The 21,871-nt window shown below is 68.9% G+C and carries 23 protein-coding genes and 1 pseudogene; 14 read left to right on the top strand and 10 right to left on the bottom strand.

Translation table 11 applies throughout. The features are described from left to right. From DL519_RS34735 to DL519_RS34710, 6 genes are all read right to left on the bottom strand, one after another. Positions 1–993, bottom strand: coding sequence for a LacI family DNA-binding transcriptional regulator (locus DL519_RS34735; protein ID WP_190821117.1), 993 nt, complete (start codon positions 991–993; stop codon positions 1–3). A 12-nt stretch (positions 994–1,005) separates the two neighbouring features. Beyond that, positions 1,006–1,569: a hypothetical protein gene (locus DL519_RS34730; RefSeq protein ID WP_190821115.1), complete on the bottom strand. Its 564-nt coding sequence runs from the start codon at positions 1,567–1,569 to the stop codon at positions 1,006–1,008. 66 nt (positions 1,570–1,635) lie between these two features. Continuing rightward, complete coding sequence (locus tag DL519_RS34725; RefSeq protein WP_190821113.1) at positions 1,636–2,043, bottom strand: transposase; 408 nt, start codon at positions 2,041–2,043, stop codon at positions 1,636–1,638. A gap of 116 nt (positions 2,044–2,159) precedes the next feature. Next, positions 2,160–2,441, bottom strand: a complete 282-nt coding sequence (locus DL519_RS49105) for an alpha/beta fold hydrolase (protein ID WP_190821111.1) — start codon at positions 2,439–2,441, stop codon at positions 2,160–2,162. A 139-nt stretch (positions 2,442–2,580) separates the two neighbouring features. Then, complete coding sequence (locus DL519_RS34715; RefSeq protein WP_190821109.1) at positions 2,581–2,940, bottom strand: hypothetical protein; 360 nt, start codon at positions 2,938–2,940, stop codon at positions 2,581–2,583. Positions 2,941–3,048: 108 nt separating this feature from the next. Then, positions 3,049–3,504 carry a helix-turn-helix domain-containing protein gene (locus DL519_RS34710; RefSeq protein WP_190821107.1) on the bottom strand — a complete coding sequence of 152 codons (456 nt, stop codon included), beginning with the start codon at positions 3,502–3,504 and terminating at the stop codon, positions 3,049–3,051. A 294-nt stretch (positions 3,505–3,798) separates the two neighbouring features. Between DL519_RS34710 and DL519_RS34705 the strand changes: the two genes are divergently transcribed. The 10 genes and pseudogenes from DL519_RS34705 to DL519_RS34660 all read left to right on the top strand — a co-directional run bounded on the left by DL519_RS34705 (position 3,799) and on the right by DL519_RS34660 (position 14,329). Beyond that, positions 3,799–4,653, top strand: a complete 855-nt coding sequence (locus DL519_RS34705; protein ID WP_190821105.1) for a hypothetical protein — start codon at positions 3,799–3,801, stop codon at positions 4,651–4,653. Beyond that, positions 4,637–5,968 (top strand): hypothetical protein, encoded by a 1,332-nt coding sequence (locus tag DL519_RS34700; RefSeq protein ID WP_190821103.1) that lies wholly within the window; start codon positions 4,637–4,639, stop codon positions 5,966–5,968. The genes DL519_RS34705 and DL519_RS34700 overlap by 17 nt, the downstream gene beginning before the upstream one ends. After that, positions 5,965–6,441 (top strand): hypothetical protein, encoded by a 477-nt coding sequence (locus DL519_RS34695; protein WP_190821101.1) that lies wholly within the window; start codon positions 5,965–5,967, stop codon positions 6,439–6,441. Before DL519_RS34700 ends, DL519_RS34695 begins: the two co-directional genes overlap by 4 nt. Next, entirely contained in the window at positions 6,438–8,012 is a 1,575-nt protein-coding gene (locus DL519_RS34690) for a hypothetical protein (protein ID WP_223839916.1), read from the top strand. The genes DL519_RS34695 and DL519_RS34690 overlap by 4 nt, the downstream gene beginning before the upstream one ends. Before the next feature lie 30 nt (positions 8,013–8,042). Continuing rightward, a complete protein-coding gene (locus tag DL519_RS34685; RefSeq protein WP_190824399.1) occupies positions 8,043–9,233 on the top strand; it encodes a hypothetical protein in 1,191 nt (396 codons plus the stop codon). Positions 9,234–9,336: 103 nt separating this feature from the next. Continuing rightward, positions 9,337–9,558 carry a hypothetical protein gene (locus DL519_RS34680; protein WP_190821099.1) on the top strand — a complete coding sequence of 74 codons (222 nt, stop codon included), beginning with the start codon at positions 9,337–9,339 and terminating at the stop codon, positions 9,556–9,558. 94 nt (positions 9,559–9,652) lie between these two features. Next, on the top strand, positions 9,653–10,630 hold the full coding sequence (gene deoC, locus DL519_RS34675; RefSeq protein ID WP_190821097.1) for a deoxyribose-phosphate aldolase: 978 nt from the start codon (positions 9,653–9,655) through the stop codon (positions 10,628–10,630). Beyond that, positions 10,630–12,069, top strand: coding sequence for an aldehyde dehydrogenase family protein (locus DL519_RS34670; RefSeq protein ID WP_190821095.1), 1,440 nt, complete (start codon positions 10,630–10,632; stop codon positions 12,067–12,069). The genes deoC and DL519_RS34670 overlap by 1 nt, the downstream gene beginning before the upstream one ends. Further along, entirely contained in the window at positions 12,062–12,940 is an 879-nt protein-coding gene (locus DL519_RS34665; RefSeq protein ID WP_190821093.1) for an aldehyde dehydrogenase family protein, read from the top strand. The genes DL519_RS34670 and DL519_RS34665 overlap by 8 nt, the downstream gene beginning before the upstream one ends. A gap of 265 nt (positions 12,941–13,205) precedes the next feature. Continuing rightward, a pseudogene (locus DL519_RS34660) lies at positions 13,206–14,329 on the top strand (IS630 family transposase). Between the two features lie 77 nt (positions 14,330–14,406). On the opposite strand, the gene DL519_RS34655 reads toward DL519_RS34660, so the two are convergent. Next, positions 14,407–14,985: an SMI1/KNR4 family protein gene (locus DL519_RS34655; RefSeq protein WP_190821091.1), complete on the bottom strand. Its 579-nt coding sequence runs from the start codon at positions 14,983–14,985 to the stop codon at positions 14,407–14,409. Between the two features lie 260 nt (positions 14,986–15,245). Here DL519_RS34655 and DL519_RS34650 point away from each other — a divergent pair, with 260 nt between their 5' ends. Beyond that, the gene (locus DL519_RS34650) at positions 15,246–16,472 is read left to right on the top strand and encodes a primosomal protein (RefSeq protein WP_190824398.1); all 1,227 of its coding nucleotides are present in this window, start codon (positions 15,246–15,248) and stop codon (positions 16,470–16,472) included. A 110-nt stretch (positions 16,473–16,582) separates the two neighbouring features. On the opposite strand, the gene DL519_RS34645 is transcribed toward DL519_RS34650, so the two are convergent. Both DL519_RS34645 and DL519_RS34640 read right to left on the bottom strand, forming a co-directional pair. Continuing rightward, positions 16,583–17,179: an RNA polymerase sigma factor gene (locus tag DL519_RS34645; protein WP_223839915.1), complete on the bottom strand. Its 597-nt coding sequence runs from the start codon at positions 17,177–17,179 to the stop codon at positions 16,583–16,585. Positions 17,180–17,296: 117 nt separating this feature from the next. Further along, the gene (locus tag DL519_RS34640; RefSeq protein WP_190821087.1) at positions 17,297–18,385 is read right to left on the bottom strand and encodes an adenosine deaminase; all 1,089 of its coding nucleotides are present in this window, start codon (positions 18,383–18,385) and stop codon (positions 17,297–17,299) included. A gap of 322 nt (positions 18,386–18,707) precedes the next feature. On the opposite strand from DL519_RS34640, the gene DL519_RS34635 reads away from it, so the two are divergent. Further along, positions 18,708–19,901, top strand: a complete 1,194-nt coding sequence (locus tag DL519_RS34635; protein ID WP_190821086.1) for a coiled-coil domain-containing protein — start codon at positions 18,708–18,710, stop codon at positions 19,899–19,901. Positions 19,902–19,927: 26 nt separating this feature from the next. Here the strand turns inward: DL519_RS34635 and DL519_RS34630 are convergent, their stop codons facing one another. After that, positions 19,928–21,229, bottom strand: coding sequence for a thymidine phosphorylase (locus DL519_RS34630; RefSeq protein ID WP_223839914.1), 1,302 nt, complete (start codon positions 21,227–21,229; stop codon positions 19,928–19,930). A 138-nt stretch (positions 21,230–21,367) separates the two neighbouring features. On the opposite strand from DL519_RS34630, the gene DL519_RS34625 reads away from it, so the two are divergent. After that, the gene (locus tag DL519_RS34625; protein ID WP_190821082.1) at positions 21,368–21,598 is read left to right on the top strand and encodes a hypothetical protein; all 231 of its coding nucleotides are present in this window, start codon (positions 21,368–21,370) and stop codon (positions 21,596–21,598) included. Beyond that, a complete protein-coding gene (locus tag DL519_RS34620) occupies positions 21,595–21,828 on the top strand; it encodes a hypothetical protein (RefSeq protein WP_190821081.1) in 234 nt (77 codons plus the stop codon). Before DL519_RS34625 ends, DL519_RS34620 begins: the two co-directional genes overlap by 4 nt. The last annotated feature ends 43 nt before the right edge of the window (positions 21,829–21,871 follow it).

Genomic DNA, 21,871 nt, shown 5'->3' with positions numbered 1-21,871 from the left:
TCAGCGCGCGGTGGCCGGGCCGGTCGAACCGCGCACGACCAGCTGGGTGTGCAGGCGGTGCTTGCGGGGCAGGTGCCGCTCACCGGCCAGCACGGGTCCAAGCAGTTCGAGGCTGAGCGACCCGGCCTTGGTCCACGGCACCGCGATGCTGGTCAGCGACGGTCGGGACACATCGGTGAGCGGTGTGTCGTCGAAGCCCACCACGCTCAGCCCGGTCGGCACCTCGACCCCGAGCGCGCGAGCGCCCTTGATGACGCCGAAGGCGACGAGATCGTTGTGCGTGATCGCCGCCGTTGCCCCGGAAGCCACGACGCGCGCCGCGGCGGCGGTGCCGCCCGCCACCGTCTCGGCCTGCCAGCCGAGGATCTCAAGCTCCAGCCCGGCGTCGGCGGCCAGCGCGCTGGCCAGCGCGACCCGGCGGCCGTTGGACCAGGAATGCTCCGAGCCCTGCACGTAGGCGATCCGGGTGTGGCCGAGCGCGGCGAGGTAGTCGATCGTCTGGCGCAGGCCGTCGGAGGCGTCGGCGAGAATGCAGTCGGTGCCTTCGGCCTCCCGGTTGACCAGCAGTACCGGGGTCCGGTCGCAGAGCTCGATGATCTCCTCGGCGTCCAGCCTGGGGGAGCACATCACGACGGCGTCGGCCTTGGCGCGGAGGTGGGCGATCGCCTCGCGTTCCCGCTCCGGATCGAAGTCGGTGTCGTGCAGCACGAGCGTCTGCTTGCCGCGGCGGACCTCGCCCTGCGCGGCCTTGACGAAGGTGCCGAACACCGGGTTGGCGATGTCGGGCACCACGATCGCCACCGTGGTGGCGTCCTGCTCGGGAGTCGGATCGGTCTGCTTGCCGGGGGTGGGGGCGTAGCCGATCTCCTGCGCGACGGCGAGGACCTTGCGCAAGGTTTCAGGGCCGAGGCGGCGCGGGTCGCTGAACGCGCGGGAGGCGGTGGACAGCGCGACGTTGGCCTGTTTCGCGACATCGGTCAAGGTCGGCGCCATCGCATCTCCGCTTCATCGCAGATGATCCCGCTCCGGTCGGTTCGCCGGGGCGCGCCAATGGTCGCCAATCTTGCGCAAGCTTGTCAATAGCCTTGCCAAAGGTGAATCGATGACCATGGCGGGGATGCGGATGACGGTGTCGAGGAACCGCTTGAACTCCATGCAGACGTAGGCGCGGCGATCTCGTTTGCGGTGCATCATCATCGCGTACCAGGATTTGATGTTCCTTGCGAGCGCGGCGACGAGCATGTAGGCCCAGTTGCTGTGCAGGTTGTCCACGGGGGCGTGCAGGGCGCCCAGGCCGGATTTGAGCCGGCCGATGATGTTCTCCTGATCGCAGCGCTCGCCTGCCAGTCCGACGATCCGTGCCGGGGTGTGGGTGCCGGCGGTGTAGGTGGTGATGTAAAAGAAATAACGGATCTCATCGATGAGGACGTTCTCGCCCTTGGTGCGGCTGATGTTCTTGCGCACCACCACGACGCGGTAGGAGCGCCGGCATTTCCTGGGTTTGTAGGTGAACTCGGCGACGTCGTCGTAGTTGAGCTCCAGATTGAGAAACTCGTGTTGCTTGACCACCTCTTTCTTCCGGTTGTGGCGCCGGGTCCGGGTCGTGCCGGTCCTGGTCTCATACGGCGCCGGGCGCTACAGCCGTGTCCACGCCTTCTCATCGAGCGCTTCGGCGTGGGAGCGCAGGGCGGTGTTGTTGTCCATGCCGAAGATGAAGTCGGCCTTCTCTGCCCACCGGTCGAAGTTCGCGGTCAGGGAGAAGTCGGTGTCCCCGCGCACGCACACCCGTGGCGCATAGGGGCAGACCGGGTCGATCGCGCGGTCGATCCACGTCGCCGCGTCCAGGTGGCTGGGCGCGTTGCCCGCCCGGTTGAGCAGGAACAGCACCTCCCGGGTGTTGGCCAACGTGACCAGCAGCGGGGTGTATCCCAGATCCCCTTGTAGGAGATGTCCATGCCCTGCTTCAGTTCGCCCGTGGTGGGCATGAACGTGCCGTCCACATCGACGTAGGCGGTCTCGCCGAGCAGGTCGGCGCCCCGGCACCGCCACAGCGCAGGGCGCACCGAGTTGATCACGTCCATCAGCGTGAGCAGGTCCGGGGAGCTAGTGGCCGATGATCGCGAGGACGCCGCCGGAGCGGACCAGCGAGGCCAGCCGGATCAGGGCGGGGCGCAGCGGCATGTGGTGCAGGCTCGACACGGCCGTGAGCCGTCCAAGTCCTCGCCGGCCGTTTCGATGTACCGGCCACCGGACTTCATGCTGTTGTCCATGTTCGAGTAGATCGTCATCGCCCTGACCCGGGTCGGGAACAGCTCCGCGTACTGCTGCCCGACCTGCGTGCCGTACGACGCGCCGTAGAAGCTGAGCTGTTCCTCGCCGAGCGCGGAGCGGATGGCGTCCAGGTCGCGGATGGCGCTGGTGGTGTCCACGAAGTCGAACACCGGCCCGGTGTCTTGCGGCAGTCCTCACCCAGCTTCGCGTTGCAGGCCAGCAGGTCCTGGTACTCCTGCTCGTTCGCGGGGAAGTTCCTGGGTGCTTGGGCGAGCAGGTCGCTGCTACACCGGACCTCGTTGCTGCGCTTCACCCCGCGCTGGTCCCAGCTGACGATGTCGAACCGCTTGCGCAGCTCGCCTTCCTGCAGCTTGTTCGCGCCGGTAGCTGTCGATGCCGGAACCGCCCGGACCGCCCAGGCGCCACGAACAGCACGCCGATCCGGTTCTGCGGATCAGTCGCGGGCAACCGGCCGATGGCGATGTTCGTCTTCGCGCCGCCCGGGTCGTTCCAGTCGATCGGCACCTCCACTGTGGTGCATTCGCCCTGCCGGTCACCGCAGGGTTCCCAGGCGAGACCGGCGGGATCCGCCAACGCGGGTTGCGCGCCGGCGAGGGACGAACGCACGAGCGCGGCCGAAGCCGCGACGAACAACGGACGTGTTAGCACAGGTTCTCCTCGTGTGACCCGTTCAGCGATCACCAGCCTAGGGTCGGCTGATCACTCGAACGGGCGCATTCGGAGCAAATGCGGGATTCCAGCGCGGTTTTCGAATGCCTAGTCTGCGACGTAGAGGTCCGGATTGTCAGAAAGCGCGGCCACCATCGCGGCGCGTGAACCAACGCCGAGCTTGATGAAAATTCGCCGCATGTGGGCGGAAACCGTGTAGAGGCTGATGTCCAGCACCGCCGCTATCGAACGGTTGGTGTAGCCGAGGCCGACCATCCGCGCGATCTCCCGCTCCCGCGGGCTGAGGACCTCGTCGACCTTCGGCACGACCGGCAGCAACAGGCAGCGCATGCCGAGCTCCGTCATGTCCAGCAACGGTTTTCGCCCCACCCTGGGCGATCCGTCGAGCTCGCCGACCCGCCGCACCAATGCGCGCACCAGGTGCTGCACCAGTTCGTCCGAACCGGGGTCGTCGCGCCGCTCCGGCCCCCGCCAGGGCGGTTCCGGTTCGGGCGATCCTCGGTGGATTCGCGGAATTGACGCGGCAGTCGAATCATTCGGCATGTACCGGCCTCCCCAGTCCCGGCCGCGGACGGCGGATCGCGCCGCCTCACAACGGCCCGTTCCCCCTTCGCAGGCCGGTCACGGTTTCGCCGCGACGCATACCAGCAAAGCCAACATCGACCGTCCGCGCATCGTCGATTCGAGTGACATCCAGGTTAACTAACCCGGACGGTGGGCACTTGAACGTGCGACTAGCACCCGAATGCTCGCTTGCCTTGGACTGTTCGCACGCGCTCACCGACGGCCGGCTCCCGAAAACGCCGCCGGACGCGGTGCAGGACAGGAGGATCCGCCATGAGTCGCTACCGAGCCGTCGACGGCGAGCTGGAGGACGGGCTGGCCCGCGAACTGGAGAACGAGTTCGAGTTCGAGGATGAGGACGAACTGGAGGACTTCGCCCAGGAGTTCGAGGACGAGCTGGAGTTCGAGGACGAGTTCGAAGACGAGCTGGAGGGCCTGGTCCGCGAACTGGAGGACGAGCTGGAGCTGGAGTTCGAGGACGAAGACGAGGACGAAGACGAGGACGAACTTGAGGCCGAGTTCGAGCAGCTGGTCCGCGAACTCGAAGCCGAGTTCGAGGACGAGGACGAGTACTTCGCCGACCCGGTCCGCCGCGTCTACTCCGACGCCGAGACGATGGCCAAGCTCGCCTTCGAGGCCGAGCGCGCCGAAACCGAAGCCGAGGTCGAAGGTTTCCTGGGGGCGCTGGCACCGCTGGCGATGAGCCTGGCGCCGAAGGTCCTGCCACTGGCCAAGAAGTTCGCCCCGAAGATCATCAAGGGCGTCACCTCGATCGGCAAGAAGCTGTGGCGCAGCCCCACCACCCGCAAGATGGTGCGCCAAGTGCCCAAGATCGCCGGGCGCACGGTGCGGGACATCGGCCACCGCTACGCGAACGGGCAGAAGGTCACCGGCCGGCACATCGCCCGCTCGCTGGCCGGGCACACCGCCGACGCCATCGGAGGCGGCCGGGGCCGACGTCGTCGCCCGGCCAACCGCCGGGGACGCAGGCCCGCCGCTAGGCCGGTCCGCCGGACGAACCGGGCGACCCAGGTCCGCCGGGCGCAGGCCGCCCGCTCGAGGACGGCCCGGGCCCGCAGCGCCGGCAAGGCCCGTAGTCGGGGGAAGGGCCGTGGCCGCCGTCGCTGAGCTGCGGTCGGCCCCGGCGCGCGCCCGGCCGAGCCGGCGACTCGATCGCGGAACAGAACGGCTGCTGGCCGACTGGGTGCGCATCCAGGCCACCAACGTCGAACGGCACCTGGGCGCGCTGCGGCCGTTCAGCTGGGCGGAGTTCGGAGACCCGGCCACCGGGCCCAGCCGGGCGCACCTGGTGGCCGTCAACGAAACCATGTCCACCCTGCGAGAACCGCTCCACGCAGCCACCCGCGCGGTCCGCCGCGCGGCGGAAGCCGCCGCGGCGCATCCGGATCCGCGCAGGTTGCGGGCCTTGCTGGACGCGAAGTCCCGGTCGCAGCGCTGGGTGCGTGACACCGAGCGGCTGTGGGACTTTTACCTGGAGCTGTTCAACCAGCGGCAGAGCACGTTCGCCCCGTGGCTGGTGGCGGCCGACCGCATCGCCCTGGACTGCTACCAGTACGCCTACCTGGGGATCGGGCGCTGGCGTTCGATCCCGACGCCGCCGCCATTCTGCTACCTGGAACCCAGCCACGGCCCGGCGACGTCGCGGCGCGGCATCCCGCTGCAACGGCTGAGCAACCGGCTGAACCCGTTCCCGCTGATCCAGCTGCCCTACCACCGGCTGGTCAACCCGTGGACGCTCGGCGCGGTGCTGCACGAGGTCAGCCACAACCTGCAGAACGACCTCGGGCTGGCGAGGGCGATCCCGATGCAGGTCGCGGCCAGGTTGACCGAGCTCGGGCTGCCGCCCGCGGTGGTGTCGATCTGGGTGCGCTGGAACCGGGAGACGTTCGCGGACCTGTCCGGCCTGCTGCTCGGCGGGCCGCTGGTCGTGGGCTCGCTGTTCGACGTGATCGCGCGGGACCGGCGGCAGACGATGAAGTTCCGGCGCGCGGCGGTGCATCCCGTGCCCTACCTGCGCGGGAAGCTATCGATCGAGCTGCTCGCCCGGATGGGCTTCGCGGAGCGCGCCGGGCAGCACGCGGGGGCCTGGCGCGCGATGTACCCGCGGGCCGAGCTGCCCGGCGCGCCGCGGGCGCTGCTGGCGACCGCCGACCGGGCGATCCCGGCGGTGGTGGACGCGATGTGCTTCACCTCCTTCCCGTCGCTGGGAAACCGCAGCCTGTCGCGGGTTCTGCGGTTCGAGCCGAAGGAACAGCGGATGATCGAGGAGGCCGCCGGGCGATTAGCCGACGGCGTGTCACCCGGTGTGGTGCCGGAGCGGTTCCTGATCGGCGCCGTCCGGCACGCGCTCGAACAGCGGATGGCACCGCCGAAGCGGTTGATGCGGTTCTTCATGGAAGAGCTGGGGAGGCGAGCGCGATGACCTTGCGCGGAGAATTCCCCGTGCTGGCGAGGGAACTCCGGCGGTTCGCGGCCGCGTGGCGGGCGCTGGAGGTCACCGTGGTCGAGGACCGCCCGACCGGCGAGAGCCCGGCGGTGTCGGACCGGCTCGCCGAGGTCGTCACCGACGGCACCGCCGACCTGCAACCGGCGCTGCGCGCGGTTCGAGACCGGGTCGACGCCGATGTCCTCCACACCACGGCGCTGGCGCTGCTGCGCATGCAACGGCGGCTGGACGACGAATTCCGCTGCCACCACGCGGCAACGGACCTCGCGCGAGCGGTGCAGGGGCGCGGACCGGAATGGCTCGGTTGGGCGCGCAGCATCCGGTCCGGTGTGGACGGTTGTGTGGATTCGTTGCGCAGCACGGAGGACACCATGCTGCGGTGTTGGCGCGAGGCAGCCGAACTCGCGGTGCGGTTCGGCATCAAGGGGAACTGCGAGGGCAGGCGATGAGCATCACCAACGACGGCCGTGTCAACGACGACCGGGGCGCCGCGCTGCCGCCGGCCCAGGACATCGACAGCGCGTATCCGCTGGTCACCCGGCACGACCCGCCGTGCTGCGAACGCCCCGGCGACATCGCGAACAAGGCGATCGGCGACGTGCTGGGCTGGAGGTGGCGCGACGGCGACACCAAGGGCTTCACCGCCGCGCTGACCGGGAGCTTCGAGCTCAAGCGCGTCGAGGGGCACACCGAGGCCAAGTGGACGCCACGCGGCTACGCGATCCAGGCCGACCTGGGTGCGGTCACCGGCGGGCAGGCGTCGCTGGCCGCGCGGGCGCGCAGCGCCATCAAGGACGCGACCGCGCTGCTCGACTCGCTGAAGCCGCTGCGAGCGGGCTCGGATCCGGAGAACGGCGAGGGATTCCGCAGCCTGGTGCGCCACGAACTGGAGGAGATCCGCAAGGAGCTGGAGAGCCCACTGCTGCGGGTCCCGCGCGTGGATCAGCTCTTCGTGCTGCTGCTCGGCAACCCGGGATCCGCGGTGGACCCAGACCTGGTGCGCGGGCACCTCGGGGAGCTGCGCAACGAGTTCGGGCTGATCGGCGGCCTGGTCAACACCATCGAAGAGGAGCGGGTCCAGACCTCGTTCATCACGCTCGTCGACTGGGTGCTGTCGCTGTACCGCGGCTGGTTGGACGCACGCGGCCGGATCGACCCGTTCGCGCAGCCCGAAACCGGGCAGGCGCCGTTCTTCGGCCCCGCTGTCGTGGCGCTGTCCCAGCTGCTTTCGGCCGCCGCAGTGCAGACCGAAGAGCTCGTCGCGGCGTTGAGCTCGGTGAGCATCCACCGCGGCGACCGCGAGGTGCTGCGCATCCCCGATCCGGACGGCGGCTCGATGTCGCTCGGCGGATTGCTGCGCTGGACGCACGACTTCACCTGCTTCGAAGGCCGCAAGCTGATCGAAGTCGCGGGAAAGGACGGCGTGGACAGCGCGTTCCTGCAGGTCGCCGAGCGGTTGGAGCGGCTCGTCGGCAACCTGCCCAGGCGCTCCGACGACGACAAGCAGGACGTGCCGGGCAACTACCGGGCGACGTTGCCGCCGGGGTTCTTCAGCTTCCGGGTCCAGCGCGCGGTCGACGAACTGCACGACCACCTGCAGGAGATCGTGCGGGTAGCCCGGCCGATCCGGCACGGCGCGAAGCCCGCCGACCCACCTGGACCACCTGCACCGCCTGTACCAGCTGCACCGCCTGCACTGTCTGCACCGTCTGTACCGTCTGTACCGTCTGTACCGTCTGTACCGTCTGTACCGTCTGTACCGTCTTCTGCACCGCCTGTACCGCCTGTACCGCCTGTACCGCCTGTACCGCCGCCGGATTCTGGGCCGAAACCACCGGATCAGCCGCCGCCCGGAACCGCGCCCACCGATCCGCCGCCAGTGGCACCGAGCGCACCGGCCGTGGCGCCCGCGCCGGCAACCACCACGACGGCTGCCCCGATCTCACCGACCGATCCCGCGGCCAAGCCGCGCAGGCAGCGCAAGCGTCCCGAGCCCAAGCCCGCCCCGCGGCCGGAATAGCGGTCCGCCCGCGCCCCGCACGGAGGAATGATGGCCACCGAAAAGCAGTACCGGGAACTGTTCGACCGGGTCGCCGCGCTGCGCAGACAGGTCGCCGGCAACCTGTCGAACGAGCTGGGCAGCAATCCCCAGGTCGGCGAGGCGATCCTGAAGCAGATCGACGACATGCTCTTCGCCGTCGAAACCGAGGCCCAGAACGAGCCCCGCCCGGCCGACGGCGGCTTCGCGCAACTGGTGGGCCTCGGCGGCGAGTCGGCCGGGGACCTCGGCGCGACGCGCATGCCGCACGGCATCGAGACCTACGACGAAACGATCGCGTCCGAACGCATCCTCGCCGTCGGCGACCTCTACTACCTGTACCAGCACGAGAGGATCGGGTTCTTCCGCGTCGTGCAGAAGATGCAGGAGCTGTTCCAGCGCGGCACGATCCGGCTCTCCGACGGGCCGGGCGCGTTCGGGCTGTACCGGTTCGACCGGCGCGACGTGCTGCGCTACACCAAGCGCGACCGGATCAGCGCCTACCGGCGGGTGCTCGGCTACGGGCGCGGGCTGGGCTCGGCGAACTCGCGGCCTAACACCGACTTCCACCGGTTGTTCGTCCAGTTCAACAACCAGGTCGCGCTGTTCTGGCGGGACAAGCGGATCTCCGACGTCATCCGGGAACGGGCGCACGACATGGCCTTCGGCAGCATGGCCGTGGTGCGGCGCAGCGGCCTGGACCTGCGCAACAACCTGAAGTTCACCTCCTACGGCCACCTGAACGTGCTGCGGGTGGAGGTCATGCAGCTGCTGGAGGAGTGCTTCCAGATCCTCGACGCCGAGGACGTCAAGGACCTGTTCGGCGCCGCGAACGCGTGGGATGTGGTGGACGAGGTCCTGATCCGCTACTTCGACGATAAGCTGGTCACCTCGCCGCGGCAGCGGATGGCGGTGACCGGCCGCAACGTCCTGCGCTGGTTGGCGGCGCCGCACATCCTGGAGACGACACGCTCGGAGTTCGAGGCGCTGCTGCTGGAGATCGCGGAACCCGCGGAGGAGTGGATCACCTCGGCGCAGTCCCTGCGCCTGGCGGACCGCACGGGCTCCAAGCAGCTGCTCCCGTGGGACCGCCAGCAGCCGGCAGGCGTCGCGACGCCGTCCCGGGGCGACCGCCCGGAACCGGCCCGCAGCCGCCAACCGGTCCTGGCCCGCCGAGCTCGCCTCAACGGCCACCCCAGGTGACCGCCGGACCCCACCTTCCGCCAGTTCAAGACCCGTGAGCGCTTTTGGGTGCCATAGCCCCCAAAAGCGCTCACGGGCATCCTCCTGCGCCAGGACGTCCACTGTGGACTTCTTGCCCAGCAGCGGTTCCGCCTACATCACGCACGTCTTCGGCCAGGTCGGCCAGTCCTTGCTGCAGCGGCCCGACTCGCTCGCCGCGCTGACCGACAAACACATGACCCCGGGCGGGATCAACGAGCAGCTCATGACCGATCTGCGGCGCGACGGCGTACCCGACGTGGTGCGCCGCGCCCTCGACGGGATCCTCACCCGCCTGCGCGAATAGCCGAGTGGAACGCCCGACCAGGTGAAATCCGCGCCGCGTGGCGGGATCAGTCCAGTCGCAGCGGCGGTGCGGGGTTGGCGCTTAGACTCCGGGCATGGCACAGTCGCCGCCCCTGTCCAAGCTCACCGAGCTCGCCGTGTCCGAGCTCGCCGATGCCATCCGGGACGACCGGTCGTTGCGCCGGTTCCTGCACGGCCTACCCGGCGTCGACCAGGTCGGGTTGGAGCAGCGGGCCGCCGGCCTCGCGACGCGGAGCATCAAGAAGGCCGCGAAGCGCTGGGCGATCGACACCGCGATCTCAGTGATCGACCTGACGACGCTGGAAGGCGCCGACACCGAGGGCAAGGTCCGCGCGCTGTGCGCCAAAGCCCGCCACCCCGACCCGGAGCGGCCGGACACCCCGCAGGTCGCGGCCGTCTGCGTCTACTCCGACATGGCCGCCACCGCGGTCCGGGCCCTCGACGGCACCGACATCCAGGTCGCCTCGGTCGCGACGGCCTTCCCGTCCGGCCGCTCGGCGCTGGCGGTGAAGCTCGCCGACGTGGAGTACGCCGTGGCCGCGGGCGCCGACGAGATCGACATGGTGATCGACCGCGGCGCGTTCCTGGCCGGCCGGTACGGGCAGGTCTTCGAGGAGATCCAGGCCGTCAAGGCCGCCTGCGGCGACGCGCACCTGAAGGTCATCCTGGAGACCGGCGAGCTCGCCACCTACGACAACGTGCGCCGCGCATCCTGGCTCGCGCTGCTCGCGGGCGGGGACTTCATCAAGACCTCCACCGGCAAGGTCTCTCCGGCCGCGACCCTCCCGGTGACGCACCTGATGCTCCAGGTGGTCCGCGACTGGCGGGATTCCACCGGGCAGCTGCGCGGCGTCAAGCCCGCGGGCGGGATCCGCAACACCAAGGACGCGATCCGCTACCTGGTGGCCGTGCACGAGGTCGCCGGCCCGGAGTGGCTGACCCCGAAACTGTTCCGATTCGGCGCGTCCAGCCTGCTGGGCGACCTGTTGATGCAGCGGCGCACCCAGCTCGACGGCCACTACAGCGGCCCCGACTACGTGGCGGTGGACTGATGATCGATAGCCCGTGGGAGTACGCACCGGCGCCGGAGTCGCGCGAAATCGCAAACCTCAAGCCCAGCTACCGGATGTTCGTCGACGGCAAGTTCGTCGACGGCGGCGGCGAGCCGCTGAAGAGCATCAACCCGGCCACCGAGGAACCGCTGGCCGAGGTCTCCAGCGCTTCGGAGTCCGATGTGGACGAAGCGGTCCGGGCGGCGCGGCGGGCCTTCGACGACACCTGGTCGACGATGCCGGGCAAGGAACGCGCGAAGTACCTGTTCCGCATCGCCCGGCTGATCCAGGAACGCGGCCGCCAGCTCGCGGTGCTGGAGTCGCTGGACAACGGCAAGCCGATCAAGGAGTCGCGGGACGCCGACATCCCGACCGCCGCGGCGCACTTCTTCCACCACGCCGGCTGGGCCGACAAGCTCGGCTACGCCGGCTACGGGCCCGACCCGCGGCCGCTCGGCGTCGCCGGGCAGGTCATCCCGTGGAACTTCCCGCTGCTCATGCTGGCCTGGAAGATCGCCCCGGCGCTGGCCTGCGGCAACACCGTGGTGCTCAAGCCCGCCGAGACGACGCCGCTGACCGCGCTGGTGTTCGCGGAGATCTGCCAGCAGGCCGGGCTGCCGCCGGGCGTGGTGAACATCCTGCCCGGCGCCGGTGACATCGGCGCCGCGCTGGTCGCGCACCCCGGCGTCGACAAGGTCGCGTTCACCGGCTCCACCGAGGTCGGCAAGCAGATCCAGCGCAGCGTCGCGGGTTCCGGCAAGAAGCTGACGCTGGAGCTCGGCGGCAAGGCCGCGAACATCGTCTTCGACGACGCCCCGCTCGACCAGGCCGTCGAGGGCATCGTGAACGGGATTTTCTTCAACCAGGGCCACGTCTGCTGCGCAGGCTCGCGGCTGCTGGTGCAGGAGTCGATCGCCGACGAGCTGCTCGAGAAGCTGCGGGTCCGGGTCCAGACGCTGCGGGTCGGCGACCCGCTGGACAAGAACACCGACGTCGGCGCGATCAACTCCGCCGAGCAGCTGGCCAAGATCACCGAGCTGGCCGCCAGCGGCGACGCCGAGGGCGCCCAGCGCTGGACCAGCCCGTGCCCGCTGCCGGAGAAGGGGTTCTTCTTCTCCCCCACGGTGTTCTCCGACGTCCAGCAGTCGATGCGGATCGCCCGCGAGGAGATCTTCGGGCCAGTGCTCTCGGTGCTGACCTTCCGCACCCCGGCGGAGGCCATCGCCAAGGCCAACAACACCCCCTACGGCCTGTCGGCCGGGATCTGGACCGAGAAGGGGTCCCGGATCCTGTGGGCGGCGCAGCGGCTGCGGGCCGGTGTGGTGTGGGCGAACACCTTCAACCGGTTCGATCCGACCGCCCCGTTCGGCGGCTACCAGGAATCCGGCTTCGGCCGCGAAGGCGGACGCGCCGGTTTGGAGGCGTACCTCGATGTCTGACAACCGCACCCCGGAGCGGCTAGCCGTGGCCAAGACCTACAAGCTCTACATCGGTGGTTCGTTCCCGCGCTCCGAGTCGGGCCGGGTGTACCCGGTGCACGACCGGCAGGGCGCGTTCCTGGCCAACGCCGCGCACGCGTCCCGCAAGGACGTCCGCGACGCGGTCGCCGCCGCGCGCAAGGCGTTCGGCGGCTGGTCCGGCGCGACGGCCTACAACCGCGGCCAGGTGCTGTTCCGGATCGCCGAGGTGATGGAAGGCCGGCGCGAGCAGTTCGCCGCCGAGATCTCCGCCGCGGAGGGCCTGTCCCGCAAGCAGTCGAGGTCCACTGTGGATGATGCCGTGGACCGGATGGTCTGGTACGCGGGCTGGACCGACAAGATCTCGATGGTGCTCGGCGCCGCGAATCCCGTTGCGGGGCCGTACTTCTCGTTCAGCGTCCCGGAACCGACCGGCGTGGTGGGAGTGCTCGCGCCCCCGGATTCCTCGCTGCTCGGCCTGATCAGCGTGGTGGCCCCGGTGATCACGGCCGGAAACACCTGCGTCGTGGTCGCCAGCGCGGACCGGCCGCTGCCCGCCGTGACCTTCGCCGAGGTGCTGGCGACCTCCGACGTGCCCGATGGCGTGGTCAACGTCCTGACCGGCCGGGCCGCCGAACTCGCCCCCTGGCTAGCAGCCCACGCCGACGTCAACGCCCTGGACCCGACTGGCGCGCCGGAAGAGCTGCGCGCCGAGCTCGCCAAGACGGCAGCGGACACGGTCAAGCGCGTGCTGCCGGTGCGCGGCGAACCGGACTGGACCCGGGAGCCGGACCTCCAGCGCCTGCGCGCCTTCACCGAGGTCAAAACGGTCTGGCACCCGGTCGGCACCTGACGATCGGGGTCCGCAATTTCGATGGAAATGGGCTATGAAGCTTCAGGCCCTTCTCGCGGGACCTGCAACCTGATAGCCATGATCAAAATAATCGCCCCAATCGACCTGTACGCACTGTAACGGCTGATGTGAACAAGCGTCGTGATGTGGGCAAGCCGCACAGTGTCCGTGATGTGGCGATGCCCCGCACCTGTGGTGCGGGGCATCGGACAGGTGGCGGGGTCGCGACTAAGACCGGCTTCTCGTTTGTTCCCATTGTCGGCTCATGGCCCCCCACCCCCCAACAAACCCGACGTATCCGACTGCCCACCCCGCACACCTAGTGTGTCGCGCCGAAAATTGGCGCGCTAAGTCGTTACGATGGTTGCTGTGTCTCGATCGTCGCAGGCCCTGGCGTTGCGGTCGCGGATCGTGCTGGCGTGTGCGGAGCCGGGGATGACCAACAAGCAGGTCGCCGCTGATCTGCGGGTATCGGCGAACACTGTGAACAAGTGGCGGCGACGGTTCGTGGACAAGCGGTTGGAGGGCTTGGTCGACGAGCCTCGGCCGGGTCGGCCGCCCTCGATCCTGTTGGACAAGGTCGAGGAGGTGATCACCGCGACGCTGGAAGAGAAGCCGAAGAACGCGACGCACTGGACGCGTAAGTCGATGGCGGAGAAGTCGGGGTTGTCCAAATCCACGATCGGACGAATCTGGCGCAAGTTCGAGCTCAAACCGCATCTGGTCGACAGGTTCAAGCTGTCGAGCGATCCGTTGTTCGTGGAGAAGGTCGTCGATGTTGTTGGCCTGTACCACAATCCGCCGGAGAAGGCGGTGGTGTTGTGCGTGGATGAGAAGTCGGGCATGCAGGCGCTGGATCGGTCCCAGCCGGTGCTGCCGGTGCTGCCGGCGATGCCCGGGATGCCGGAACGTCGCAGCCATGACTACGTCCGCCACGGTGTGACCAGTCTGTTCGCGGCGTTCGACATCGCCGATGGCACGGTGATCTCCGAGATCCACCGGCGGCGTCGGGCGGTGGAGTTCAAGAAGTTCCTGGTCACCATCGACAAGACCGTTCCCGCTGAGTTGGACGTATATCTGGTGTGCGACAACCTGTCCACTCACAAGACGCCCGCCATCAACGCATGGCTGGCCAGGCATCCGCGTTTCCATATGCATTTCACTCCCACCGGTTCGTCCTGGATTAACCAGGTCGAGCGCTGGTTTGGCTTCCTCACCGATCAACTCCTTCGTCGCGGAGTCCACAAAAGCGTTGCGGCGCTGGAGAAAGACGTCCGGGAGTGGATCAAGGGCTGGAACGAGGATCCGAAGCCGTTCGTCTGGAAGAAGACCGCGGAGGAGATCCTTGACTCCCTCGCACGATATATCTCACGGATTTCCGGCGCGTGACACTAGTAGGCCACGCGCACCCGCGATCGGATCCGCGGGTTGGATGATCGTCCGCCCGGTCGCCGGGTCGAGTCGAATCAGCGGATCTGCCAGTCGAGGCGGCCGTCCTCGGTCACCGTCGGGTAGCTGTGGCCCGCCGGGACTCCCTCGGTCAGGGCCCGGTAGACGTCGGCGAGCATCGACGTGACGCCCTTCCACTCCGGCCTCAGCACCTGGGCCGCCTCCTGCTCCCACTCCAGCACGCAGCCCGCCAGCGGTCCCGGCCGCAGGTCCACCACGAGCTCGTCAGCGAAACCATCACCGGCGATCGGGATCCACGACGGGTGGAAGCTGGAGCCCGGCGAGCCCGCGTAGTAGTCGCAGGCCGGCCGCTCCCACTGCGCCGTCCAGTTCTCGCGGTGATCGCGCCAGGACTGGAGCGCCTGCGCCGCGCTGTAGGGCGTGTAGAAGGGCGGCAGGACGTCGGCCAGCACACCGGTGTCGGTGCCACCGCAGCACGTCCACAGCTCGCGCAGTTCGGCGGGCAGCTCGACGGCGAACTCTGCCGCCAGCTCGGCGAGGTCGGGCGGTTCGGGGGGACGCAGGGCGGCTGCGGTGACCGGGGCGTGCTCCGCCAGCCAGAGCACGATCTTCGTCCACAGCTCCGTGACATCCATTCCGATCATGATCGTCGGGAACTCGCCAGACCGGTACCGCCAACCGGGACCTGACCGCCGGGTGCGGGCCGTCACTACGCCGAAGGGCCCAACTCCGCTTGGGCCACAGCTGCGCATCCGAGTGATGATCGTTACGAACTGTTCCGTCGAACGTTGCTTTCGAGGGGCTCGATACGGTGACAGCCGGACCGGGGAACACGCTGTGAACGCGGAGCCCGTAGGCTTCCGCGAGGTCTGGTTCGGTGACCGGAGGTAGAGAGATGGCGCAGGACATCGTCCCCATCGAGCTCGGGCTCCCGCAGGGCGACGTCGTCACACTGTGGGCACCGCGTTGGCGCGAGGACGGCGAGGAATGGGAGGCATTCCTCGGACACGAGGACGACCTCTACGCGTTCCCCGATGCCGCGCGCCTGGCGGCGTTCGTGCGCACCGCCGAGGAGCACGACCTCGACGACCACCCGGCCTGGCACGTGGTGCCCGCCCTGTCCGCGGTCGAACTGAGTCCGGACGAGGACCACCAGTACGACCTGGTCGGCGTGCCCGAGCTGGTCGCCGAGCCGATGGACACCTGGACCATCAGCGAGCTGGCCGACATCGTCGAGATCGCCCGCTCGCTGGCCGACGTCTGCGAGCTGGACGCGGTGCACGACGTGCTCGACGCGGCCGACGGTTTCGCCATGCTCGACCAGGGCACCTTCGCATTCTCCGGCAAGGACGGGCAGCGCCGCTGGACCGACCTGTGCCAGGTCGTCGTCGAGCGCTGGGACGAGCTGCTGGACGCCATCGACGCCGTCGTCGCCACTCCGGACGTGCCGGACGACGCGGTCGCCACGGCGGAAACCGAGCTCGCGGAGGCGTTGGAGGCCGACGTCGAGGAAGAGGCCGGCGCCGCCGAAGCGCCCGAGGTCGACGACATCGAAGAGGTCGAGGTCGGCTTCTGGGGCGAGGTCGGCATCGACCCGATCCGGATTATCACTGGCACCGGCGAGCACTACTCGCTGCGCTGCTACCTCGACGACGACCCGGTCTTCCTCGGCACGGGCGGCAAGATCGACGTGTTTCCCTCGCCGCGCGCGCTGGCCCGGTTCCTGGCCGACGACGCCGCCGTCGAGGACACCGACCTGGCCCGGGTCGCGACCTGGTCGCAGGTCCAGGAGAGGGCCACCGCGGGCGAGCTGCAGATCGAGGTTGACCCCGAGAACACCTACGTGCTGACCGGTCTGGACGCCGACCTCGGCGCCGGACCGTCGGAAGTGGACTCGACCCAGCTGGACCTTGCCGAGGAACTACTGATGGACGCGGCGACGTGGGCTGGCGACGACAGCGTCGAACACGCGTTGCAGCCTTCGGAGCGGCTCGGCTGGCTGGTCTCCTTCGTGCTGCGTCCGAGCCCGAACCGGCTGCCGCCGAGCGCCCCGTTCGACACCGAGGTCGCGACGTGGCGCAAGCTGGTGGAGGCCTTGGAAGAGCGGTTCCGCACGCACTGAGCCGCACCGGATTCAGTGTGCTGGGCGGCGATTTCGCGCGAAATCGCCGCCCGCTCCCGGTCCGGCGGGTCTCAAGCCGCCTCGGCGAGCAGTACTCCCGGTGCCGCTAGCTAGTCTGCGGCGGGTGGGTTCGCCCGCGCACACCTGGGAATAGGCCTCCCGCAAGCCTTTCGCGCTCGGTAGGCGAGCGCGGCGGCGCTGTTGCGGCTGATGCCGAGCTTTCTGCTGACGTCCGCCGTCGTCAGGCGCTCGGCCTCCATGCACCACAGGACGCGCCGCCAGCGGTGCGGCAGCCGGGCGAACGCCTTCCCCACCAGCTCGCGCTCCAGCTCCAGCACCGCGGGATCGACGAACTGCACGTGGTTCTCGGGCCCGAAGAAGCCGTCGAGCTCGGCGGCCAGTTGAACGCGGCGGCCCCGGTTGTTCAACGCCATCGCCAGGTTCCGCACCGTGGTGAGCAGGTAGGCGCGGAACGCGGAGTGCGGGCCGCCACCGCGGCGCAGGACGTCCAGGATCTTTGCGAACGCTTCCGCAACCAGGTCTTCGGCGTCGGCAGGGGTTCCGACAATTTGTTTGGCCATTGCGTGCGCCGCGGTGCGGTACCGCGCGTACAGCTCGCCGAATGCTTCGGCCGATCCGGCCCGGACCGAGTCGAGCAGCATCCGATCGTCGCCCGCGAACATCTTTCCCCTGAATGCCGCTTGCATCGGTGACGCATCGGTGACGCATCGCCGCCGCGCTCGCGCGGATCGTGAATCGCATTCAGGCTTGGCAGTATCCACGGCCTCCGCCGCGCGCGCACCCAGCTCGGCGGCGGTCGCACGTCATTCCAGCAACGCTGCGTAGCCCGGCTTGATCAGATCATCGATGATCTCCAGCCGCTCATCGAAGCCGATGAACGCCGACTTCATCGCGTTCACTGCGAACCACTGCATGTCCGCCCACCCGTAGCCGAACGCCTCGTGCAGGGCGGCGAACTCGCTGGACATCGAGCAGTGGCTCATCAGCCGGTTGTCCGTGTTCACCGTGACCCGGAAGCGCAGCTTCGCCAGCAGACCGATCGGATGCTCGGCGATCGACTTGGCGGCCCCGGTCTGCAGGTTCGACGACGGGCACATCTCCAGCGGGATCCGCCGGTCCCGGATGTAGGACGCCAGCCGACCAAGGTGCACCGAGCCTTCCTCGTCGACCTTGATGTCGTCGACGATGCGCACGCCGTGCCCGAGGCGCTCCGCGCCGCAGTGCTGGATCGCCTCCCAGATCGACGGCAGACCGAACGCCTCACCAGCGTGAATGGTGAAATGCGCGTTCTGCTGTCGGAGATATTCGAAGGCGTCCAGGTTCCGGGTGGGCGGAAATCCCGCTTCCGGACCCGCGATGTCGAAGCCGACCACCTCGGAGTCGCGATACCGGACCGCGAGGTTCGCGATTTCCGCCGACCGCGCATTCTGCCGCATCGCGCACAACAAGGTACCGATTCGGATACGTTTTCCTTCGGCGGCGGCGCGGCGTTCGCCATCCCGGAATCCGCCCTGAACCGCCTCCACGATCCGGTCGAGCGTCAGCCCCTGTTCCTGGAACAGTTCCGGGGCGTAGCGGATCTCCGCGTACACCACTCCGTCCGCGGCCAGTTCCTCGACGCACTCGGCGGCGACCCGGGCCAGCGCCTCCTCCGTCTGCATCACGGCGACGGTGTGCGAGAAAGTCTCCAGATAGCGTTCCAGCGACCCCGAATCAGCCGCCGCAGCGAACCATCTTCCCAACTCATCGGCGTCCTCGTGGGGCAGGCCGGAGTATCCCGCCGCCCGTGCGAGATCGATGACGGTCTGCGGCTGCAGGCCGCCGTCGAGGTGGTCGTGCAGCAGCACCTTCGGCACCAGCCGGATCGTGTCCAGGTTCACCGGAGTCGACATGCAGCCACGTTACAGCGCGCCGACGAAGACCTCACGCACAGCTACCAACGGACAGGCGGAAGCAACCCCGGATACGCCCGGCTTTCCGGCCACGTTCAACCGGACGGCCGCCCCTAAAAACTCACCCAGATGGACGCAATCACGACTCTTGCATCATTCAGCGGCACCTCTATTGGACTTTTTGGCCTAATAAAACGGGACCGATCGGAGTCAAGAACGTCTTGGCGATCACGCTATGTATCGGGGGGTGCCTGGGAACGCGGGAACCGACTAGCTAGGCTCCTGGAGTCCTCACCCCCCTCGACGAAGGACGCCCCTAGCCGTGACCGAGAACATGTCGTTCGACCGCATGCGCAACATGCTCACGCGTGCGGCTGAGATCCGCGAGAGCGAGCAGCAGCAGATTTTCGACGCCCTGGACGAAATCCACGCCCGGCTGTCGCCGCTGGAGTCGCTGGGCTCCGTGCGGAAACGCCTGTCCGAGCTGCCCGACCGCACCGAGGTCAGCGTGCTCGCCGAACGACTCGACGAGGCACTGGCCAAGCTGGAAGGACACGACGGCGCGCTCGTCGACCTGAAGAGCGCCGTCGACGGCCTGGTGGACAAGCTCGCCAAGCCGTTCGCGCAGCTGGACGGGCGACTGGACGGCGTGGCGGGCCGGATGGACGGCGTCTCCGGCCGCATGGACGGCCTGGAGGACAAGCTCGGCCACATCCACAAGCGCCTCGATGAGCTCGGCCTGCACCTCGACAAGCAGGACGGCCGGCTGGAGGCACTGCCGTCGGCGGTGCACGGCCCGGTGCGCGAGCGCATCGACTCGCTGGATACCAGCCTGCGCGGCCGCTTCGCCGAGATCGACGAAGGCGTGCACGAGCACCTCGACGGCACCCGCGAGGCGCTGCAGCGCGCGGTCACCGACTCCACCGCCAACGCCCAGAACACGCTCGCCGAAGCGGTCTCCGGCACCCGCGATCAGCTGGACGCCAAGCTCGACCAGCTCGCCGCGCGTCCCGCCGTGGACCCGACCGACCGGCTGGACAAGCTGGCCGAGCGGCTGGAGCAGCTCACCAACCGGCTGGACCAGGTCTCCGGTCACCTCACCCAGGTCGACGACAACGTCAACACCCGGATCGACAACGTCGAGCAGGGCTTCACCAGCCGCCTGGACAACGTCGAAGAGGGCGTCAAGCACGGCCTCGGCGAGCTCGGCGGCACGCTGTCGAAGAACCTGTCGCAGCTGTCCGGCACGCTGTCCTCGCGTCCCGACAGCGACGCGCTGGGCGCCCTGGTCCGCGAGGCCAACGAGGAGAGCGAGCGGCGGCACGCCGGTCAGCTCGACGAGGCGATGGCGACGTTCGCGGAGCTGATCCTCGGCGGCAGCGCGCCGTCCGCCCCGCCGCCGCCCACCACCCTGCCCCGGCAGCAGCGCCGAGGCCGGTCCAAGAGCGCGAAGCGCGACACCGACAAGGCCCTCACCGCAGACGGCGAAGACGACTTCACCGCCGAAAGCGCCTGAGAAGCCCGCGCGACCGGGCCGCCCGATCAGGGTGGCTCGGTCGATACGTGGCCCGCGGCCACCCGATCCAGGATCAGCGGCGTCGACACCTCGTCGGCGCCGCTGATCTCGTATGCGCCCACCAACGCATCTTGGGCCCCGGCAATGGTTTCCGGCCGGTCGGTGTGCAGTTCCAGCAGCGGCTGGCCCGCCGTCACGCGCTCACCCGGCTTCGCCAGGCACAGCACGCCTGCGGCGTGCTGGACGTCGTCCTCCTTGCGGGCCCGCCCCGCCCCGAGGCGCCAGGCCGCAACCCCGACCGCGTACGCGTCGAGCTTCGCCAGCGTCCCGGTCTCCGGCGCGGTCACGACTTCGACGTGCTCGGCGCGCGGCAACGCTGCTTCGGGGTCGCCGTCCTGGGCCTTGATCATCCGGCACCACGAGTCGTACGCCCGCCCGTCGGCCAACGCCTCGGCCGGGTCCACATCGGACAAGCCCGCGTGGTCGAGCATTTCGCGGGCCAGGTCCAGCGTCAGCTCCACCACGTCCGCCGGCCCGCCGCCGCGCAGCACCTCCACGGCCTCGGCCACTTCCAGCGCATTGCCGACCGCGCGGCCCAGCGGAACCGACATGTCGGTGATCAGCGCGCTCGTGCGCAGACCGTTGGCGGTGCCGATGTCCACCAGCGCGGCGGCCAGCTCCCGCGCCTGGTCCAGGTCCTTCATGAACGCGCCCGAACCGCACTTGACGTCCAGCACCAGCGACTGCACGCCCTCGGCGATCTTCTTGCTCATGATCGAGCTGGCGATCAGCGGAACCGATTCGACCGTGCCCGTCACATCGCGCAGCGCGTAGAGCTTGCGGTCGGCCGGGGCCAGCCCCTCCGTCGCCGCGCACACCACCGCGCCCACCTCGTCGAGCCGGGCCCGGATCTCGTCGGCCGACAACCGGGCCCGCCAACCCGGTATCGACTCCAGCTTGTCCAGAGTGCCGCCGGTATGGCCGAGCCCGCGCCCGGAAAGCTGCGGCACCGCCGCGCCGCAGGCGGCGACCAGCGGAGTCAGCGGCAGCGTGATCTTGTCGCCGACGCCGCCGGTGGAGTGCTTGTCCACAGTGGGCCTTCGAACCCCGCCCAGCACCAACGTTTCGCCGGAGGCGACCATCGCCGCCGTCCAGTGAGCCGTCTCCGCCGGGGTCATGCCGCGCAGCAGCACCGCCATCGCCAACGCCGCCATCTGCTCGTCGGCGACCTCGCCCCGGGTGTACGCGTCGATCACCCAGTCGATCTGCTCGTCGCTGAGCCGCTGCCCGTCGCGCTTCGCGCGGATCACGTCAATCGCGGAATGCACCTTCGCCACCTCCACAGCCCGTAGGAATCCTCCGCCTATATAGAGAAACGAACCCCATCAACAGATACACCCCAAACAGGTGATCTTCATGAAAGTTGGTGCGCACGACCAAGATTTCACAACTTACCCGTGCGCAATGTGGATTTCGACGTCCAGTCGGAGCACATTCCCGAAACGCTAGGCTCGCCGAGTGATCCTCCCCGAGACAACCAAGCCTTCGCCGACGAGTCGTTCCAAGAAGCCGAAGTTGGCGGGTACTACATCCTCGCTGCGATGGTTTTCGAGGCTGCCACGCGCGATCCGGCTAGGACGGCGATGTACGACCTGCGCGGCAGCCGCAACGCGACAAGCTGCACTGGAACGAGATGACTTCGCAGGAGAAGCACAACGCGGCAAAGACGGTGGCCGAGCTCGAAGGATTTCACATCGTCGTGGCCGGAAGCCCCGTGCCCGGGCGACGACAGGAACGCGCCCGTGCCCTATGCCTCGCAGAGCTGGTGCGTGAGCTGCACAGCTACGGAGTCGATCGCCTGTTGATGGAGGGCCGCTCGCGGACGCTCAACGAACGAGACGTTGCAACCGTGCGTGGGACCCGCTAGGAACTCCCCAAGGGAGCTGTCTTCCAAATCGAACATCTGCCGG

Source organism: Saccharopolyspora pogona (genome assembly GCF_014697215.1).
In the GTDB taxonomy this organism is placed as follows: Bacteria; Actinomycetota; Actinomycetes; order Mycobacteriales; family Pseudonocardiaceae; genus Saccharopolyspora; species Saccharopolyspora hattusasensis.
Note: the sequence above shows the minus strand (reverse complement) of the source record. Positions and strands in the feature narration are given on the sequence as shown.

Excerpts from the sequence above, each read along its gene's own strand:
- DL519_RS34670 (WP_190821095.1), top strand. The coding sequence starts at position 10,630 with ATGATCGATAGCCCGTGGGAGTACGCACCGGCGCCGGAGTCGCGCGAA.
- DL519_RS34685 (WP_190824399.1), top strand. The coding sequence starts at position 8,043 with ATGGCCACCGAAAAGCAGTACCGGGAACTGTTCGACCGGGTCGCCGCG.
- DL519_RS34650 (WP_190824398.1), top strand. The coding sequence starts at position 15,246 with ATGGCGCAGGACATCGTCCCCATCGAGCTCGGGCTCCCGCAGGGCGAC.
- DL519_RS34690 (WP_223839916.1), top strand. The coding sequence starts at position 6,438 with ATGAGCATCACCAACGACGGCCGTGTCAACGACGACCGGGGCGCCGCG.
- DL519_RS34655 (WP_190821091.1), bottom strand. The coding sequence starts at position 14,985 with ATGGATGTCACGGAGCTGTGGACGAAGATCGTGCTCTGGCTGGCGGAG.
- DL519_RS34705 (WP_190821105.1), top strand. The coding sequence starts at position 3,799 with ATGAGTCGCTACCGAGCCGTCGACGGCGAGCTGGAGGACGGGCTGGCC.
- deoC (WP_190821097.1), top strand. The coding sequence starts at position 9,653 with ATGGCACAGTCGCCGCCCCTGTCCAAGCTCACCGAGCTCGCCGTGTCC.
- DL519_RS34665 (WP_190821093.1), top strand. The coding sequence starts at position 12,062 with ATGTCTGACAACCGCACCCCGGAGCGGCTAGCCGTGGCCAAGACCTAC.
- DL519_RS34710 (WP_190821107.1), bottom strand. The coding sequence starts at position 3,504 with ATGCCGAATGATTCGACTGCCGCGTCAATTCCGCGAATCCACCGAGGA.
- DL519_RS34620 (WP_190821081.1), top strand. The coding sequence starts at position 21,595 with ATGACTTCGCAGGAGAAGCACAACGCGGCAAAGACGGTGGCCGAGCTC.
- DL519_RS34645 (WP_223839915.1), bottom strand. The coding sequence starts at position 17,179 with ATGCAAGCGGCATTCAGGGGAAAGATGTTCGCGGGCGACGATCGGATG.
- DL519_RS34640 (WP_190821087.1), bottom strand. The coding sequence starts at position 18,385 with ATGTCGACTCCGGTGAACCTGGACACGATCCGGCTGGTGCCGAAGGTG.
- DL519_RS34695 (WP_190821101.1), top strand. The coding sequence starts at position 5,965 with ATGACCTTGCGCGGAGAATTCCCCGTGCTGGCGAGGGAACTCCGGCGG.
- DL519_RS34735 (WP_190821117.1), bottom strand. The coding sequence starts at position 993 with ATGGCGCCGACCTTGACCGATGTCGCGAAACAGGCCAACGTCGCGCTG.